This is a genomic window from Planctomicrobium limosum, assembly GCF_051465645.1.
In the GTDB taxonomy this organism is placed as follows: domain Bacteria; phylum Planctomycetota; class Planctomycetia; order Planctomycetales; family Planctomycetaceae; genus Planctomicrobium.
Genome location: NZ_CP195790.1, coordinates 3,331,215 through 3,349,679 on the forward strand (window position 1 = coordinate 3,331,215; position 18,465 = coordinate 3,349,679).

Below are 18,465 nucleotides of genomic sequence, written 5' to 3' on the forward strand. Positions count from 1 at the left end.
GCGCAAAAACGGCCTCACCGAACGGCGAATCGAATGTCATCACCCCTGTTATGTGACCCGCCTCGGACGATGTGCGGTAACGGGATCGAAAAATTTGAGTACGGCCAGACGCTGTGGCAGAGTGACTTGGTCCGGTGAAGCGGAGTCAGGCTCTGGGAGACCAACCTGGCGAGGAATAACCGGATCGAAGCGTCGGAGTGACGTGGAGGGCCGCCTTGGCGACTTTGTTCCCAGGGCGGCCCGGTTACTCAAGAGGTTGAGACAAAAAGGGTTTTCGCCGCGCGGTCCGGTTTGTTTCCTTTTGACCGCAAATCCCCCACTCCCGTCCGTCATTCGTCATCACCTCATTGCCATCCGCGGTCCTCATTGCATGCGGTGCCTTTCGTGGCCTGGGTCATGTCGATGTTGGAGCGGCCACTGCAAACGCAGACGTTCCCGCCCACGCTGCCGAATTTGCAACCGGAAGGTGCGAACTGTGGCAGTGATTGTCGCGGTGCTCCGCGCAAAGCCTTACCCAGTATCGACTACCGACCTTGACAAGTCTATCACGGCGCGTTAGACATAAGCCCCGTGGGGAGAAGGTATGCGCTACGAACGGTCCCTGGCAATTTCGAGCCGTCACGACAGGCTGATCGAATTGATCCGCTCTGGTGAGTTCTCGTCGCCTGAGCTTGCCACGAAACTGGATGTGTCCGAGCAGACGATTTACCGCGACATCAACTTTCTCAAAAGCACAGGCTATTCGATCCGATCCGAAAAACACGCGGATGGTTGGGCTTACCACCTTCTTGCTGAACCAGCAACCGTTTCCAACGGGAAGGGATCGTCCCGCACATGACCTCGGTAGGCCAAAAGAACTGGCGAAACGAGTTCGGCGTCGCCGAGAGCAAACCCCCTCGTTTCTTCTCCGGTAAGGATGACCTCGATTCCACGACGCCCCAGGGGCATTTGATTCGGCGTGCCTTCGACATCCTGACATTGGACGGCGTGCTTTGCTCCGATCATTCGCCGCTTGTCTACTTCAAGCAATTGGCAGTCATCACGGCGGAGGAAGTTTTTCGGCTTCACAAGCTGTTCTGGAACCACGGCGGAGCGCCGGTTCTGGTCTTAATCACGGATGACAGGGTTCATGTCTACTCCGGCATGTCGAGGCCCGTCCCTGAAACTGGATCGGCCGAACAGATGCCGAGCCTTGTGGCCACGCTAGAGCGCGTTGCGACCGGCCTTCGTGCATTTCTGACTTCCGTGGAATCCGGCGAGTTTTTTCGCAGCAATCCGAAGTCATTTAATCCAGACCACCGAGTTGATCGTGTCTTGCTGGAGAATCTTTCACATACCCGCGAGGCATTGGTGTCGGCGGTGTCTGCAACGCGGCGCAAGATTCCCAAGGACATACTCGATGCCCTTCTGTGCCGTCTCGTTTTTACCTGCTATCTGTTCGACCGTGATGTCATTGGTCAAAGTTACCTGACGGGGTTGGGGGCCAAGGGGGCAGCGCATTTACGAGACGTTCTTGCCATCCAACCGGCGGCCGATGCAAAGACAGTGCTTTACAAGCTATTCAAGAAGCTCGGCAAGCATTTTAACGGTGACCTTTTCAGCGACGAGTTAGATGATGAGGCGGAGTGCGTTCACGAACTGCATATTGCTACGCTGAACCTCTTTTTTCACGGCACCGCCGTTCGAAGTGGCCAAAAGACGTTCTGGCCTTACGATTTCAGCATCATCCCCATCGAAACGATTAGCGCAATCTACGAGCAGTTTCTGAAAGAAGCAGACGAGCAAGCTGGAGCTTTCTATACACCGCGTTTCCTCGCCGAAGTTGTACTTGACTCAGCTTTGGATGGGATCAACTCCATCATTGGAAAGAGGTTTCTCGACCCGGCCTGCGGTTCTGGCATTTTCCTCGTCGGCCTGTTTAACCGATTGGCTGAGGAGTGGAAGCTACAAAACCCGACTGCGCGCAACCCACGTCGTGCCCGCGAACTCATGACGTTGCTCCGCGAGAGTCTGTTCGGCGTTGACATTAATCCAACGGCGTGTCGAATTACCGCCTTCAGTCTGTATCTCGCCTATCTCGACCAACTCAGTCCCCGAGACATTCAGGAGCATCAAGAGCAAGGCCGTTTCCTACCCAATCTGATCGCAACGGATAGAGCACCCGGCAATATTCGTCGTGCCGACTTCTTCGACGAGGCAATCGAATTTCCAACAGCGGTTGACTTGGTTATCGGTAATCCGCCCTGGGGTAGTACAGCCACGGACGAAACTCCGGCTGGCAAGTGGTGCAATACTCACGGAAAGCCCGTTCCCGATAAGCAGATTGCCGCTGCGTTCATCTGGAAGGCTACCGAGCATGTTTCGACACTGGGAAAGATTTGCTTCGTACTGCCTCACGGCGTGCTCTTTCATCACAGCCGCACGGCTCTTGAATTCCAGAATGCGTGGGTGCGACAACACGCGATCACGCGCGTCTTGAACCTTGCGGATTTCCGCTGGTTTCTCTTCGGAAAAGCAGTGCATCCTGCTGTTGTCGTGAGTTATCGGAAGGGCGAGCCCAAAGATGCGCGACACGCAATCGAATACTGGAGCCCCAAGGCTGATTGGACGGTTGTACGAACAGAAGTCATCACGATTGGCCCCACCGACCGTTCGGCCCTGACTGTCGGCGACATTCTTCAAGATTTGAAGAGTCCCGATGCGCCGCAATTGTGGAAACAGCGATTCTGGGCCTCGTCTCGTGAGCTTCGCCTGCTCGACAGGCTTTCACTTTATCCTCGGCTTCGAGATGTCGTGCGCAGCCCCAGGGAGCGAAACAGCGACAAACCGTGGGTGATGGCCGTCGGCTTTCAGCCTTTCGGCGAAAATGATCCCGAAAACACGCGCAGGTCACTCTCGCTCCCATCGCGGCTCTTCATTCCTGCAACATCCAGTGAGCTTGATCTTTTCATCTTGGAAGATGACTGCGAGACCCTACGGTCGAAGCAGGTGGATGTACGAAGGTTGATTCAGACTACAGAGATTTTTCAGTCGCCTCACGTGCTGGTGGCAGAGGGTTACACGAGCATTGCTTACGCTGATTTCGACGTTTCATTCCAGCATGCGTTGCGCGGCATCCACGGCCCAGCAAAGGATCGCAATCTGCTCATCTTTCTCGCAGCCTACCTTCGCTCGCCACTAGCAAAGTTCTTCCTCTTCCACACTTCTTCGAGTTGGGGCGTGGCCAGGCCGAAGGTTCACGTTGAGGAAGTGCTGCGTGTCCCGCTGCCGTTGCCAGACCAACAACCCGACCCGAAGCGATGCTGGCGGATTGTTGAAGAAGTCGCGAGCATCGTCGATGGCGCTGCCCGCAAAGCAGCCGGTGATTTTGTAGATCGCCGGGGAATCATCCAATCCGCTGATGCCGCAATTGCGCCGCTGATCGACGAATACTTTGCCATACACCCGCTGGAGAAGCCGCTCATCGAGGACACGGTGAAGGTGACGATCCCCAGTATTCAGCCGACCCATAAGCGTATGCCCGTTCCCACCGTTGTGCCCAGTACACCCGCACAGCGGGAGGCGTACCGTGATCGTGTCTGCGCCATGCTGAACAGTTGGGGCAAGCGAGGAGAATACAAGGTGCAAGGCGCTGTGCATGCCTCCGAAACAATGGGCGTGGGCATGGCTGTTCTTGAGAAGGTCGGCCGAACCGATGCCAAGCTACCGGCGAGCAACAACGGGCAAGACCTGCTAAAAGCACTAGAGCATTTTGCAAATTGATCTCCACATGATGTGTCGAATTTGGGAGAGTGTGTCGCGTCATGGAGGACCATTATGTCGAATGCACTCTCCGTCGATTTGCGGCGTCGGATACTGGAAGCGATTGACCAGGGTGTCAGTCAGTCTCAGGTGGCTCGCACGTATCGGGTCGACCGGAAAACAGTTTGGAGCCTAATTCACCATCGTCAGAAAACCGGATCTCTCGAACCGATCCGTGCTGGAGTGGGGCGAAAATCCAAAGTCGCCCATCGTCAAGCGGACATCAGGCAGGCCATTGCAGACAATTCCAGCCTGACGTTGCAGTCCCTGATTGATCAGTTAGGGTTGGCCATCTCTGTTTCAGCATTGAGTCGCACCTTGCGTCGTTGGGGAATCCGGCTCAAAAAAAGTTCTGCACGCCTCAGAACAGCAACGTCCTGACGTGAAAGAGAAGCGTCGCTGGTGGGGGATTCTGGTTCGCCCCAAGCCCCAGCAGAGGCTCATCTTTCTCGATGAAACCGGGGCCAACACGAAGATGGCCCGACTTTACGGTTGGGGGAACAAGTCGGAACGTGTCCGCAGTCAGGTGCCACATGGGCACTGGAAAACGATCACATTCATTGCCGCACTCCGCTGCACCGGCGTGACGGCCCCCATGGTGCTGGATGGCCCCATGAATCGGGAATCATTTCTGGCGTACATCCAGCAGTGTCTGGTTCCGACATTGAATCGCAAAGAGATTGTGGTGCTGGACAATCTCCCTTGTCACAAACAGCCAGAAGTCATTCAAGCCATTGAAGCGGTCGGGGCCAGCGTCTTTTATCTGCCGCCTTATTCACCGGATTTCAATCCGATTGAGAAAGCGTTCTCGAAGCTGAAAGCACTCCTCCGCAAATTCGCCGAACGGACCATTGAGAACCTCTGGAAGCGAATCGGAGCCCTCATCGAAACCTTCACTCCCAATGAATGCCGAAACTATTTCCTGAGTTGCGGATACAGGGGAAGTTAAAATGCAAATTGCTCTAGATCATCTCAGAAAGGTATATCCCCAAAAACTGGCGACGCTTGATGTAGTGCGGGGTCTGCTGGTCTTCGACAAGAACAAACTTTATGTCGTGAAGCCAATCAGTCAGCGGCACTGGACTCAAACGGCGGCAATGAACGACGCCGACGAAATCGCGGGGACGATCCTGATGCGACCCTCAAAGGAGGGCGCATGACAGCATTAGGATCGCCCGAAGAGTGGGTCGATTTCATCGAAACACAAGTGCCTGACATACTCACATTGGTGATCGAAACTTGGGAAAGCATGCCGCCACCTGCCGGAAACGAGTTGGAAGACGCGGTATCGGAGAGCTTGTGTCGGGCGCTTCGGCAATCAAGAAACAGTTGCGACCTTCCCTTTCGGATCGACACTCAGTTGGTGGAACTTGATCCGGCCGCAGGGCAGGATCAAGGCCGAATGGACATCGTGTTCTCCCCGATGTATCCACGAGAGAACATCTATTTTGCGCTGGAATGTAAGCGGCTCAATGTCCGAGGAACGGATGGCGTTCGCCCGTACTTCGCCGAATACGTGCGTTTCGGAATGCTGCGTTTTGTGCGAGGCCAGTACGCCAGTGCCGTTCGTCACGGCGGTATGCTCGCATTCGTTCTGGATGGGGATGTTGCAAGAGCGGTCACGGGAGTTGAAGGCAACATTCGTGAGAGTCTGGGAGAACTGGGAATGGACGCTGACGATGGCTTTCAGGCATCTACAAGGCGTCCAGCGGATGGCCGGGTACGCGAAACCCGCCATCGGCGCAATGGCCAGACCCTCCCTTTTGTCATCCAGCACCTGTTCATGGCGGGAGACCCGAACGCACCGTTGCGGCCGGAGAACCCTCCCGCGAGACAGGCGGTCGCAAAGAAGAAAGCAGTCAAGCGGCAGTCCCGCAGGAAACCGATCAACTGAGGTGCTGTGATGAGTCAGAAGTGCGTCGCAACGTGTGTGGAAAGGATCAGGATGTCAGTTACTAGTGGTTGCGTTCCACTTGCTTCCGGTAGCCCACACGACCAGAGCGGTGACGATTGATGCTATTGCGCCGCACGAAGGTCAACCAAATACTGAAAGTCGCTGCGAAGCGAGAAAAGACTGCTACCAAACAAGATCCGCCCGCTGCGGCGAAAGGTAGTCATACCCAAAGCCTCCCTGATATTTTGGCCGAATTCAATTGGCAGGCCCGAGAAGGACTTGTAAGGTTGTGACGTAGGCGTATAAGCAGTAAGGTGAACCTCTATGTCAACTGGAACATTTATTCTCCACTCTCACAATACGCCGGCAGGTGATCAGCCTGAAGCGATTGCTCGGCTAATCGCCGGTATCGAATCGGGAGCCTCACATCAGACCCTCAAGGGCATCACAGGTTCGGGAAAGACGTTCACCATGGCGAACGTCATCCATCGCCTGAAAAGACCCACGCTCATCCTCGCACCGAACAAGACTCTCACGGCGCAGCTTTATGACGAAATGAAGCATTTCTTTCCCGAGAATGCCGTGGAGTATTTCGTTTCCTACTACGATTACTTCCAGCCGGAAATCTATGTTCCCGGAAGTGACCGCTTCATCGAAAAGGACTCGGCGATCAATGAGCACTTGGAAAGGCTGCGACTTTCCACCACCAAGTCCCTGATCGAGCGCCGCGACACCATCGTCGTTGCCTCGGTGTCGTCCATTTATGGTCTCGGTAATCCGGAAGCCTATCGGGCGCTCCAGGTACCACTTGCGCCGGGCATGGCTTACAAAAAGGATGTCCTGATCCAACGCCTGGAACGGCTGTCATATGGCCAAGCTGGGCGGACTTTGAAGCGGGGAACCTATCGGATCGACGGTGATGTGATCGATACCTTCCCTGCCGATTCCGAGTCCAAAGCCATCCGCATAACTTTGTCCAAAGGTAAGGTTAGCTCCCTTGAGTGGATTGACCCTGTTTCTGGCGAGCACCTCGAAGAATGCACTCAGTACTTGGTATCGCCGAAAACACTTTTTTCGCCTTCGACTGACCAGGTGGAGACGGCTGCGGCGAAGATCCAGGAAGAGTTGGAAGGACGCGTGGAGCAACTCACTCGCGAAAATCGGCTCGCCGAGGCGGACAGGCTCTATGAGCGAGTGACCCATGACGTGGAAATGTTACGGAGTGTTGGCTACTGCTCCGGAGTTGAAAACTATGCCTGCTACCTGAGCGGACGTGATCCCCAACTGCCGCCGATTACTTTGCTCGATTACCTCCCCAAAGACGGGCTGTTGTTTGTCGACGAATCGCATGTGATGGTTCCGCAGATCGCGGCGATGTATCGAGGCGACCAGAGCCGTAAGGACACTCTCATCGACTATGGGTTTCGGCTCCCGTCCTCCAAGGACAATCACCCGCTGAGCTTTGCGCAATTCGAAGCGATCAAGCCGCAGACCATTTTCATTTCCGCCACGCCGGGCGAGTATGAGTTGAAAGTCTCAAAAGATGTGGTCGATCAGATTGTCAGGCCTACCGGACTTCTCGACCCGGAAGTGGAGGTTCGCCCCTTAGAGGGGAGTATGGATGACCTTCTCACCGAAATTCAAAACTGCGTAACGGCGAAGAATCGTGTTTTGATTACGACGCTCACGAAAGTCAGTGCGGAGGAGCTTCATGAATTCATCGCAAGCAAAGGCTATCGGGTTCGCTACCTGCACTCCGATATCAAGACTGCCGAACGGGCCGAAATCCTGAATGGTTTGCGAGCCGGAGAGTTCGACGTGCTGATCGGTATCAGCCTGTTAAGGGAAGGCTTGGACATTCCCGAAGCCGCGTTGATCGCGATCCTCGACGCAGACCGTGCGGGCTTCTTGCGCTCCGCCCAGGCGCTGATTCAGATGATTGGTCGTGTCGCTCGCAATGTTCATGGCAAGGCCATCCTCTATGCGGATACTACGACTCCGGCGATGAAACAGGCAATCGACGAAACGAACCGTCGCCGAAAACGGCAGATCGCATACAACAAGGCGAATCACATCACTCCGACCTCTTCCGTGAGAAAGCTGGCGGCTGAAGGAGATGAAGAAGCCAAGGCGTTCACCCATCCCGCTGAGTTTTGCAAGAGTCTCGAAGAGCTATGTGATCGAATCACTGAACAGGAGCAACAGCTTCTTGTCGCGGATGACGCTGGCAACGAGAGCCAGCGGGAAAAAATCCGCCGACGGTTGGACCGCCTGTATCGCCAATTCATCTACGTGTGACAGGCCGTCCTGGTTACCAAAAACGAGAGTGCATGCTCGGAATGCCGTCAAGTTGAACGCAAATCAAGACTTGTCATTTCGGGAAACTCTGCATCGTTCGCGAGCGTTGAATGTCAACGCTCATTTTTGACAGAATTATGTGCTCGATCGTTTATCTTTGACGGACATCGGCTACTTGTTGCTTCTATCGTGGCTCAGCTTTAAGGCCGGTTTCAAGTACACCGCAGTTGGACTCTCCGCCAAGTTGGCGACTTCGTCGGGTGTGCCACTGGCGATGATTCGGCCGCCTTCTTCACCCGCTCCAGGACCAAGATCGATTACCCAGTCCACCTGTGCGATCACCCGCATGTCGTGTTCGACGACGACTACTGTGTTACCGGCGTCGACGAGGCCTTGTAAATGATGCATCAACCGATCGATGTCGGCAGGATGAAGGCCAGCAGTCGGCTCATCGAGAATATACAGCGTATTGCCACGCTGCGCGCGTTGGAGTTCGGTCGCCAACTTGATCCGCTGCGCTTCGCCACCCGAGAGTTCCGTCGCGGGCTGCCCCAGTCGCAGATAGCCAAGTCCTATCTCGCGTAGCACGTCGAGCGGCCGCAGCACTTGCGGTTCATCGCCGAAGAACCGACAAGCTTCGTCGACGGTCATCTCCAGCACTTGTGCGATGTTGCGGCCGTGCCATTCGACTTCGAGCGTCTGCGGATTGTACCGGGTGCCGTGACAGGTCGAGCAGGGCGCGTAGACGCTAGGGAGGAACAACAACTCAACCATCACAAAGCCTTCACCCTCGCAGGTCGGACAACGTCCCTCAGTGACGTTGAACGAGAACCTGCCTACGCCGTAGCGCCGACGTTTTGCCATCGGGGTTTCGGAAAAAAGACGACGAACATGATCGAACAGGCCGCTATAGGTTGCCAAATTCGAGCGCGGCGTTCGCCCGATCGGCTTCTGGTCTACCTGAACAAGGCGGCGAATGTGTTCCATGCCGTCCACAATACGCCCTTCAGCGGCTGATTGACGGTCTATGAGCAGTGAATCAACCTCATCCTCGTCTGGAGCAGCAAGTGGCCGCCCGAGACGCTCGCTCACCAGTTCAGGTAAAGCTTGGCTAACGAGACTAGACTTGCCCGAGCCGGAAACTCCTGTGACAGCGGTCAAGCAGGCAATTGGGAACGCCACGTCGATGCCACGCAGGTTATTGCGTCTCATGCCTTCGAGTAGCAACCACCCTCTAGGCACTCGCAGCGTCCGCTCAACCGTAGTCGGTATGTCGAATAAGTAGCGACGCGTTATTGAGGCATCGACATCGTTCAGCCCTGCGGGCGGCCCGCTGTAAAGAATGCTTCCCCCCTTCTCGCCAGCGACCGGCCCAACATCCACCAGCCATTCGGCTTGGCGGATGAGATCGAGATCATGTTCGACCACAAAGAGCGAGTTGCCCGAGGACTTGAGTCGCTGGAGGATTGCGAGCAATGCCTCACCGTCCGCCGGATGCAGCCCCGCCGATGGTTCGTCGAGTACATAGACCACGCCAAATAATTCCGAGGACAATTGGGTGGCCAGCCGCAGGCGTTGCAATTCGCCCGACGATAACGTCGGCGTGCTGCGGTCCATCGAAAGATAGCCGAGCCCAAGATCGATGAGCGGCGCGAGGCGTTCGAGCAATTCAGAAGCTAATCGCTGGGCCGCGATGAGTTTTTCTTCAGAGAGGTTTGGAGTGCGTCGCACATCCGGAGCACTCTTATGCGCCGATCCGCCTGCAGCCACCCGACGCTCGATGGCGGCCGTGCGAGCCTTCTTGCCGAGAACGTGGTCCGATAAATTTGCACCGCCCACGCCGAGTTGCCCATGCGCGATGGGCGTTAGCAGTGCTCTGAGTTTTAGGAACGACAGATCCCCGAGTTCGGCGATGTCGAGCCCCGCAAACTTCACCGATAGGGCTGCGCGCGTCAACCGCTTCCCCTGACACGTCGAGCAGTCTCGGCCGACAATGAATCGCGACACGCGTTTTTTCATCAACGCGCTTTTCGTATTGGCGAACGTCTCCAAGACGTAGCGGCGGGCGCTCGTGAACGTACCCTGATAGCTCGGCTCCATACGGCTCTTGACGGCGGCTCGCGTTTCCTGCGGCGTGAAGCCCGCGTACACCGGTACGGTCGGTTGCTCGTCCGTGAACAGAATCCAATCGCGGTCCTTCTTCGCCAAATCGCGCCAAGGAGTGTCGACATCGTACCCAAGCGATACCAAAATATCGCGTAGATTCTGGCCGTGCCACGCTGGCGGCCAGGCCGCGATCGCGCGCTCACGAATAGTCAGCGAATCGTCGAGCACCATCGATTTTTCGTTCGCATCGTAGACCCTCCCTAGTCCATGGCAGGTTGGGCACGCCCCCTGCACAGTATTCGGCGAAAAATCCTCCGCATAGAGCATCGGCTGATTTCGCGGATATTCGCCCGCGCGGGAGTAAAGCATGCGGACCAGGCTGGACAGCGTCGTGACACTGCCGACTGACGACCGTGCGTTCGGAGAACTCCGCTGCTGCTGAAGTGCCACTGCGGGGGGCAAACCAGTAATTGAATTCACTTCCGGAACGCCAGCCTGGTCGATTAATCGCCGCGCGTAGGGAGCGACTGATTCAAAGTATCGGCGTTGCGCTTCGGCGTAGAGCGTGCCGAATGCGAGCGAAGACTTGCCGGAGCCGGAGATTCCTGTAAACACAACGAACGCGTTGCGCGGAATGTCGACATTCACGTTCTTCAGATTGTTTTCACGCGCGCCTCGCACCTGTACGCAATCGGATCGTTCCGTCAGTTCATTGCGAGCAGCGGCCGATGGGGTGGATGAGTTTCTGATGTCTTGCATGTGCTGGAGCGTCCTTCAGGCATACTGTGGGGGAGTATGTGCATCTTGGTATGGTACGACTCCGGCTGTGAATAGGCAAATAGAGTGTTTCGCTGTTCAAGAACGCCCTGCCGCTACTCGGAATGAATACCATTCGGCACCGGATTCGCGATTCTCGCTTGAAAAACTGGCCCCGAATGAGGTTAATGGGCTAGTTGGCAAGCCCAAGTTGTGTTCGAGCAACGAATTACGCGCGAGGTGACCGTGCGGGCTTCTCTTGCCTGCACTTGAATGGTTGAGGCTTATCAACCGGTTGAAGAATTGCTGTCAGCCTCCTCCGCACGGCAACGGTTCGTTAGAATCCGTCGATAGAGGATTTCGAGCACTCCGCAGGGACGATTCGATGACGCGGGAACGACACGGCGGTGAGCGGCAGGATGGGCCTTCTGCATCGACGGCCCCACGGTGGCGGCGCGCCTTTTGCTCCAGGGGGCTTGCCGATCAAATTCTCGTCGGTCTGATCGCTGAATTAAGTTGTCAACGGCCCATTGCCAGTGCGTGATCAGCCGTCGTTGCAATGACCTATAATTCTAATGGCAGTTATGCCCCATAGGACGCCTCAGACGGAGCTTGTGAAATTCCATGCCATACACACCTGAAGAAAGGAAGCGGGCTGTCACACGCCTTCGCCGCATTCGGGGGCAAGCGGAAGCCCTGATACGTGCCGTCGAGGCGGGCACAAATTGTGCTGATTTGTTGCAGCAGATCGTCGCCATGCGGGGGGCGACGAATGGTTTGGTAGCGGAGGTCTTTGAGAGCTACCTGCGAGCAACATTCGGCAGTGTCGATGAAGCCGGGAAGTGGCACCCCAACAATGACGTTGCTGAAGATATCGAGGCGGTCATGAAAATCATGCGAACCCACATGAAATGAGTACATGGATCATCGGTCCTCGCGAGGTTGGAGGGGAGCAGTTAGGTAGTGGACGACCCGCGAACCGTCATGGCAGGTGAGGTGTCGTCAGCCACACTATCCAAAAAAGTGGCCGATGGCACGAAGAACAGGTTTCCGGTAACAGCACGGCTGAAATCCAGTAACCGGTCATAATTTCCTGGGGGCTTGCCGACGAACATGTTCTCCAACATCTGCTCGATGGTCCTGGGAGAACGGCTGTAGCCGATGAAATAGGTACCGAATTCACCTCCGGCTCGGCCGAAGGGCATGTTGTCCCGCAGAATCTTGACCTCCTGGCCGTTTTCCACGACTTTCGTAAGGACATTGTGTGCGTACGGAGCCTTCTTGGCGTCAACGGTTTCGACGTCCGACAGTTTGGCGCGGCCAATGATGCGCTCCTGTTCCTCCGTTGAGAGCGCGTTCCATCCGGCCAAATCATGCAAGTACTTTTGCACGATCACATAGCTTCCACCGGTAAACGCCGTATCTTCTTCTCCGACGAGCGTGGAGTCTGGCGCAAGCTGTCCGGTTGGATTTTCCGTTCCATCGACAAAGCCCAAGAGGTCGCGGGCGTCGAAGTAACGAAAGCCATGAACCTCATCCACCATGGAAATCGCGTCTCCCAGATATGTCGCGATCTGCGTCCCCAGCTCGAAGCAAAGGTCGAAGTGCTGGGCGCGAATGTGGAACAAGAGATCGCCAGGTGTGGCGACGGCCTGGCGTTCTGGGGTGAGGATCTCGCGAAACGGGTGCAACTCCTTCGGTCGCAGTGGACCGAAGATGCGATCCCACGCTCCGCTTCCGATCCCCATCACACAAGACAGACCGGGCTCCGCTGCGCGAAAGCCCACGGCACGGGCGAGCGCAGAGAGGTCACTGCACAATGAGCGAACCCTCTCCCTCGAATCAGCACCGGGGTGAATGGTGGCGACCAGAAAGAGCGCAGCTCGCGTTAAAGGTGCGTTGACTGGCTGTGGAACTGGACGCTCTGTCATCATTTCATTACTCAGAAAATACTGTGGAGCGACCCGCCGAGCACTTCGGTGACATTAGGAGCGAGTCCGGGCGATCAAGCGCCGAACCGACTCGCACGATCTTCCAAAAGTTCGAAACCCGCCAACAGTCACTTGCGCAACGATTGGCGGGTTCGAGACGGCTGATAAACTGATTCAGACCTCGTTGCGACTGTGGTTCTGCACGAAGAAATTGCACAAGAGGCTTATGCAGACTTTTTGACGCTCCCGTGCGGATCGATGACGAATTTCTTTGGCGAGCCCTCGCTGAACGTCGCGTAGGCTTTCGGCGCGTCCTCCAGGCTAATGACCTCGGTGTTGAGCATTGCGCTCAGATAGGGCATCCGGTCCCATAAAATCGCCATCATGAGATCCCGGTTGTAGTGCATAATTGGTGCTTGCCCGGCGGTCATTTTCGGCGACTTGATCCAAGCCTTGCCGAAATCAATGGGAAGCTGACCACGCTTCGTCAGCTCTGTACTTGCTCCTGGGTCGGGATGGGCATAGATACCGGGGATGCCGATCGCTCCTCCTGCCCGCACCACTTCAAGCAGCGTGTTGACGACCGCGTCAGAGTGTTCCTTGTTCGCATCGGGACCGTTGCCGTGGGCCTCAAGCCCAACGCAGTCAACGCCACAGTCCACTTCGCGTTTACCAAGGATCGCCTCGATCTGGTCCGCGACCGGCGTGTCGAGATTGAGATTGACAATCTCGCAACCGTTTTTCTTCACCAAATCCAGCCGTGCCAGGTTGTGATCAGCCACGATGATGCAAGACGCCCCAAGCAAACGGGCTCCCGCAGCGGCGCAACGTCCAACCGGACCGGCACCGGCGATGTAGACGGTCGAGCCCACCTTTGCCCCGGCCTCGATCAAGCCGTGGAAGCCTGTCGGCAGGATGTCGGACAACAGCGTGAGATCGCGAATCTTCTCCATCGCCTGCTGCGCATCTGGGAATGCCAGCAAGTTCCAGTCGGCGTATGGCACCATCAGATAGTCGGACTGGCCACCCTGCCAGCCACCAAGGTTGAACCCATACGCGCCGCAATCAACCTCGTCGTTGACGTTGAGGCAGACATCGGTATGCCGTTCCTTGCAGTTGCGGCAACGGCCGCAGGAGACGTTGAACGGTACGGAGCAGATGTCGCCTTTCTTGATGAATTCCACGTCCGGACCGACTTCGATGACTTCACCAGTCATCTCATGTCCCATCACCATCCCCTTCGGCGCGGAGAAGCGACCGTGATAGATATGTTGGTCGCTGCCGCAGATGTTGGTCGTCACGATCTTTAGAATCGCACCGTGATTGGCCTTCTTTCCCTTCGGCGTTACCAGCTTGGGGTAGTCAAAAGTCTGCAACTCCATCTTCCGAGGGCCCTGAAAGGTAATTACGCGATTTCCACTGGCCATGATTCATCCTCCTTTGAGATGGAGCGATCCGGTTGGGATGAGAATCGTCCCGATGGATCGGATCGCAGATACTCCCCACCAGTATATGGCCGGACAAGAGTTTTGCAAGAACATTCTGCGATTGAGCAAAAAGACTGAGAAACACGCGTACTTGCGTTCACAGTGCATTGGCGTTGCTCATGGCAACCGATGAGCGTGCTGCACCGTGGTTGAAAGCCACTACGTCAAAAAAACTGGTTTGTTGCCGTCGGTGTTTGTTTTGTTCATGCCGATATTGCTGTGGGCCAGTGCCGCCACACTTTTGCGCGAGGCTTCCGTGCCTTTGAACTTCTCGTAGCGTTCGGTTGAGGTCCGGGAAGGAAGCGAGGGTATTCCTGAGAGACGACACGCTGCGGAGTTCCGATCTACACCCCGGACGCCAGCCGCGCGATGGCCGTCCTCGGCAACTCACCCGATGCCTACCAGCAGACGTGGCACCTTCCCATCGACGACAACGGTTTGACATACAGCGAATTCAGCAGGCTGGCGGCGGAAATACTCGGCGTTCCTGGCCGCTACAAGATTCTCAAGCGATGGCAGCTTTGGCTGGCCAGCCTATTGAGCCGGAAGGCCCGCGACGCTTCGGAGTTGCTGCCACGCTATGAAGTGGTCAACATCTTCGTAACTGACAAATTCAAGCGGCGTTTTCCCGATTTTCGCGTCACAACATTTCGAGAAGGACTCAATGTGGTTCGCGACGAAAGAATCAGCTCTTGATGTCTCGCGAGATCAATTAGCCAAAGGCTGTCTGCGGCGTGTAACATCAGAAGGATGATTGCCTTCCGTCATCCAGCCGCCGCCTTAGCCCGGCTTCCCAGCCCAGAATCCCGGCGACAAAAAGTTCTAACGGTGTCCTGTCACCCCGACCCTGATCAACGCGATTGGATGAGCGGCATTGTCGAGGGAACAAATTTGAGGTGGCGTGCTCAAACCGCGCCAATAAAGTGAACATGCATATCCTATAAACATAACTTCCGCTCGGTTACGGATTTCTTGCGCAAGATTCCGCACACGGCACTGACGCACGATGTCCTGACAACCTCAGATTAAGGTGGCGAGGCGGTCGACGCGTTCTTTGGCTTCGACGAGGAAAAGCTGGCGATCGTCTTTGTAACGGGAGCCGCTGCAGAACACTTCGAGTCCCAGAGTTCCGGTGTAATGCGGGTTCTTGCGGAGCACTTCGCCGAATTTCTTCCAGTCGACGCTCCCCTCATAGGGCAGTTGATGACGGTCAGCGTCTCCCGGGTTATCGTGCAGGTGCAGGATGCAGAGTCGGGACGGATTGTTTTCAAGAATTTCGAAGCCGGGTGATTTCACGTTTTCGTGTCCGGTGTCGTAAGTCAGACCAATCGTCTCGCTTGTGAAATGTCCCAGAAACTTTGTCAGGACTTCGTCGTAGTCTTTGCGCTGCCCATTCTCGAGCCCGATCTTCACCTTTCGGGCGGCGGCATATTCTTCCAGAACCTTCACGCTTTCAATGCCATTCAAGAGCATCTGATCCCGCTTTTCATCGTGCGGAATATCGTAGGGAAGCAGCAGGTGCAGCGTCATCGCAGGAATGCTCAACGCTTGAGCGGCGTCGAGAGCTTTCTGGCACTGTTTAACGCCATCCAGTCGGTTGCTTTCATCGAGCGAGAAGAGTCGGTCACCTTGCGGAGAGGGGGCGTGAATCCAGTCGATCGTCAGGTTATAGCGGTGCAGCAGTTTCTCGATTGCAGACACCCCTTCTGGAGTGTCGTACTGACAGTACTTTGCCCCGTCGATCGAGATGATGTCGAACCCAACGTCCTTAATTCGGGCGACTGCCTCAGCAAACGGAATTTTGTTATCAAACCCGCAGTTCATCGACGTCTTGAGCTTTGGCACGGGCGTTTCCGCGGCCGTCGAGATACGACCGCTTTGAAGTGCGAAGAATGTTGCACCAGCCAGGCTACCCAAAAATTCGCGACGGTCGAGACGCATGATTTCTCCAAAGCAGAATCACTGATCGAGGCCACATTACGAACGCATTACAGAAAAACAATCTTCTCACTACTGCAGAATATCCACAGCTGTGCCACGTTCCCTGTGCGCCCGACGATACTGCTTAATTCACTAAGCAGCAATCTGAAACTCAGATTGCAAACTTCCCCAACTCGTACCGCCCGCCGCCACAAAAGCAGCACCTAAAGATTCATCTCTCAACCGGAACTTCTGGCATAATTTCCCCGCCGGAAATATTCGTTCCCCCCGCCTCAAGCCTACGGGCAAAAACGCAGGCATTGCTCAATTCTTTTCACTCCATTGCGCCAAGCCTCAAGAAACTCAATCCCAAGAGCAGTGAACACTTAGAACGTCCTCTTCTTCTGCTGGCAGTTCCCCAAAAGCGTTTCTATGATCGTATCGCCAATGACTGAATCGTATACCACTAGTTCCAATAAGACTCATTGGCCGGTCATTTTTGCTAGTCATAAGGGGAGTATTCATGTTGACGTTAACAGGTGCAAAAACGCATCGGCGGGCAAAAGGCGCATTCACGCTGATTGAGCTGCTGGTCGTGATCGCGATCATTGCCATTCTGATCGCCCTGCTTCTCCCTGCCGTGCAACAGGCGCGTGAAGCCGCTCGACGCAGCCAGTGTAAGAACCATCTGAAACAGATCGGCCTGGCCCTGCACAACTATCACGACACGCATCTCACCTTCCCACCTGGTTCCAATGGTGGATCGACAACAGCAGAAGTGCCGTTTCTCGTTCCAAACTGGCGTCTGCATCTCTTCCCACAGATTGAACAGACTGCGCTCTACAACAAGCTGGACTTCATGTCTGCAACCCGAAACTTTGCAGGGAGCGGTTCGACGACGAACAGCAACTTGCTGGGCGGCCACGTCGTGCCAATTTACGCGTGCCCTTCCAGCTCTCTGGATCCGAATGGAACCCCACTTCCGAGCGGGGCCCAAAATGTGAAGCGTATTCAGGTTCCGATGTACGTTGGTGTCGCAGGGGCATCGATCGGAAGTGCCCCGGAGTTTCCTGTTGGGAAGAATGTCGGATTCGCAAACAGCTACGGAATCTATACCAACAACGGCATGTTGCAGTGGAACTACAGCGTTCGGATGAAGGACTGTACTGACGGCACATCAAACACCTTAATCGTCGCCGAACAGTCCGGAATGGTAGGAACCTCAGATATTCGTTCAGGCTATTATGGCGGCTACATCGGCGCGACCTTCCCTTCACCAGTGACATCGACCGCTCAAACCGCTCCCGGAATTGGTTCGATTGTCTGGTCTGTGGGGCTCTCCAGCTTCCGCTTGAGACTGAACCCAACGAGTGCTTCGACCGGTTCAACCAACTCTTACAATCCAAATACCGCGTGGAACTCAATGCACACTGGCGGGATTCATGCACTCCTGTCAGACGGTGCAGTGCGATTCATCTCTGAGAACTCAGACATGGACACACTCAGAAGCCTCGCAGCTCGTAACGATGGTCTGGTTGTAGGAGAGTTCTAGAGCAGTTTGCTCTACCGAGTGCCCGCGCAGCGGAAGCGTGGAAATGATTTCGCAAGGTGTTCTAGACCAGCCAGGTCCAGAACTCCGTTTCCAGGTGCTCGTGTGCGAGAGACTCGATTGTTGAGAGTCTGAAGAATCAATTCTTGAAAACGATGACGCAGAAGCACCGCTGTGCTCTCCAACCGGTTTGTGCAGCGGTGTCTCTGTTTTGGAGCTTGTGGAAATGCTTACGATGAAAAGCTTGTTGGCAAGTTTGGTTTTGGTCGCCGGGTTGTGCTCACTGCAGGGCTGCGGAAGTGGCCGCGATACTTCTCCGACTGGAACCGTCACTGGGAAAGTCACACTTGGTGATCAACCACTCTCGTCTGTGATTGTCGAATTCTTCTCAAGTGAGCTTGGGGCCGGCTCGATAGGGGTGACTCAGGAAGACGGGACTTACAAGACCGACGGAACATTGCCGATCGGGAAATATGCCGTAACAGTCAATCAACAGCCGCCAGAGCCAGGCCAACCAGAGAACAAATCAAATCAAGTCCCGAAGAAGTACGTTTCAGCAAAAACGTCAGGACTGGGATTCGAAGTGACCGGCGGTGAAAACGTCATCGACATCGCTTTAGAGAAGTAACTCTTCTCCCACACTGCGAAGAACCAACGGATTTCAGACCACCCGCTCTCTCGGCAGGTGGTCTTTTTATTTGACGAGAAGCGAATCTCAACCGA

The 18,465-nt window shown here is 55.4% G+C and carries 13 protein-coding genes and 2 pseudogenes; 10 read left to right on the plus strand and 5 right to left on the minus strand.

Going from position 1 to position 18,465, the window contains the following annotated elements; translation table 11 throughout:
• The first annotated feature begins 583 nt into the window (after window positions 1-583).
• The 6 genes from SH527x_RS12495 (at window position 584) to uvrB (ending at window position 7,993) form a co-directional block, all read left to right on the plus strand.
• The gene (locus tag SH527x_RS12495) at window positions 584-838 is read left to right on the plus strand and encodes an HTH domain-containing protein (RefSeq protein ID WP_437191014.1); all 255 of its coding nucleotides are present in this window, start codon (window positions 584-586) and stop codon (window positions 836-838) included.
• Window positions 835-3,762, plus strand: coding sequence for an HsdM family class I SAM-dependent methyltransferase (locus SH527x_RS12500; RefSeq protein WP_437191015.1), 2,928 nt, complete (start codon window positions 835-837; stop codon window positions 3,760-3,762). The genes SH527x_RS12495 and SH527x_RS12500 overlap by 4 nt, the downstream gene beginning before the upstream one ends.
• 54 nt (window positions 3,763-3,816) lie before the next feature.
• Window positions 3,817-4,750, plus strand: a protein-coding gene (locus SH527x_RS12505; RefSeq protein WP_437191016.1) for an IS630 family transposase whose coding sequence is annotated in 2 segments (ribosomal slippage) — window positions 3,817-4,155 and window positions 4,157-4,750 — 933 coding nt in all. Because the reading frame shifts where the segments join, the coding sequence is not laid out codon by codon here.
• A 1-nt stretch (window position 4,751) separates the two neighbouring features.
• Window positions 4,752-4,961, plus strand: coding sequence for a hypothetical protein (locus tag SH527x_RS12510; protein ID WP_437191017.1), 210 nt, complete (start codon window positions 4,752-4,754; stop codon window positions 4,959-4,961).
• Window positions 4,958-5,695: a hypothetical protein gene (locus SH527x_RS12515; protein WP_437191018.1), complete on the plus strand. Its 738-nt coding sequence runs from the start codon at window positions 4,958-4,960 to the stop codon at window positions 5,693-5,695. The genes SH527x_RS12510 and SH527x_RS12515 overlap by 4 nt, the downstream gene beginning before the upstream one ends.
• Before the next feature lie 324 nt (window positions 5,696-6,019).
• The gene (gene uvrB / locus SH527x_RS12520) at window positions 6,020-7,993 is read left to right on the plus strand and encodes an excinuclease ABC subunit UvrB (RefSeq protein WP_437191019.1); all 1,974 of its coding nucleotides are present in this window, start codon (window positions 6,020-6,022) and stop codon (window positions 7,991-7,993) included.
• 171 nt (window positions 7,994-8,164) lie between these two features.
• Here the strand turns inward: uvrB and SH527x_RS12525 are convergent, their stop codons facing one another.
• Window positions 8,165-10,858, minus strand: a complete 2,694-nt coding sequence (locus SH527x_RS12525) for an excinuclease ABC subunit A (RefSeq protein ID WP_437191020.1) — start codon at window positions 10,856-10,858, stop codon at window positions 8,165-8,167.
• 621 nt (window positions 10,859-11,479) lie between these two features.
• Here SH527x_RS12525 and SH527x_RS12530 point away from each other — a divergent pair.
• Window positions 11,480-11,770 (plus strand): metal/formaldehyde-sensitive transcriptional repressor, encoded by a 291-nt coding sequence (locus SH527x_RS12530; protein WP_437191021.1) that lies wholly within the window; start codon window positions 11,480-11,482, stop codon window positions 11,768-11,770.
• A gap of 41 nt (window positions 11,771-11,811) precedes the next feature.
• Here the strand turns inward: SH527x_RS12530 and SH527x_RS12535 are convergent, their stop codons facing one another.
• From SH527x_RS12535 to SH527x_RS12545, 3 genes and pseudogenes are all read right to left on the minus strand, one after another.
• Window positions 11,812-12,789 (minus strand): Dyp-type peroxidase, encoded by a 978-nt coding sequence (locus SH527x_RS12535; protein WP_437191022.1) that lies wholly within the window; start codon window positions 12,787-12,789, stop codon window positions 11,812-11,814.
• Between the two features lie 221 nt (window positions 12,790-13,010).
• Window positions 13,011-14,213 (minus strand): alcohol dehydrogenase catalytic domain-containing protein, encoded by a 1,203-nt coding sequence (locus SH527x_RS12540; RefSeq protein WP_437191023.1) that lies wholly within the window; start codon window positions 14,211-14,213, stop codon window positions 13,011-13,013.
• A 219-nt stretch (window positions 14,214-14,432) separates the two neighbouring features.
• A pseudogene (locus SH527x_RS12545) lies at window positions 14,433-14,558 on the minus strand (NAD-dependent dehydratase); the annotation flags it as partial.
• On the opposite strand from SH527x_RS12545, the pseudogene SH527x_RS12550 reads away from it, so the two are divergent.
• Window positions 14,558-14,969, plus strand: a pseudogene (locus SH527x_RS12550) (NAD-dependent epimerase); the annotation flags it as partial. The pseudogenes SH527x_RS12545 and SH527x_RS12550 sit on opposite strands and share 1 nt — an antisense overlap.
• A 324-nt stretch (window positions 14,970-15,293) precedes the next feature.
• Here the strand turns inward: SH527x_RS12550 and SH527x_RS12555 are convergent.
• Window positions 15,294-16,214, minus strand: a complete 921-nt coding sequence (locus tag SH527x_RS12555; RefSeq protein WP_437191024.1) for a sugar phosphate isomerase/epimerase family protein — start codon at window positions 16,212-16,214, stop codon at window positions 15,294-15,296.
• A gap of 502 nt (window positions 16,215-16,716) precedes the next feature.
• Between SH527x_RS12555 and SH527x_RS12560 the strand changes: the two genes are divergently transcribed.
• Both SH527x_RS12560 and SH527x_RS12565 read left to right on the plus strand, forming a co-directional pair.
• A complete protein-coding gene (locus SH527x_RS12560; protein WP_437191025.1) occupies window positions 16,717-17,745 on the plus strand; it encodes a DUF1559 domain-containing protein in 1,029 nt (342 codons plus the stop codon).
• A gap of 232 nt (window positions 17,746-17,977) precedes the next feature.
• Window positions 17,978-18,370, plus strand: coding sequence for a hypothetical protein (locus SH527x_RS12565; protein ID WP_437191026.1), 393 nt, complete (start codon window positions 17,978-17,980; stop codon window positions 18,368-18,370).
• The last annotated feature ends 95 nt before the right edge of the window (window positions 18,371-18,465 follow it).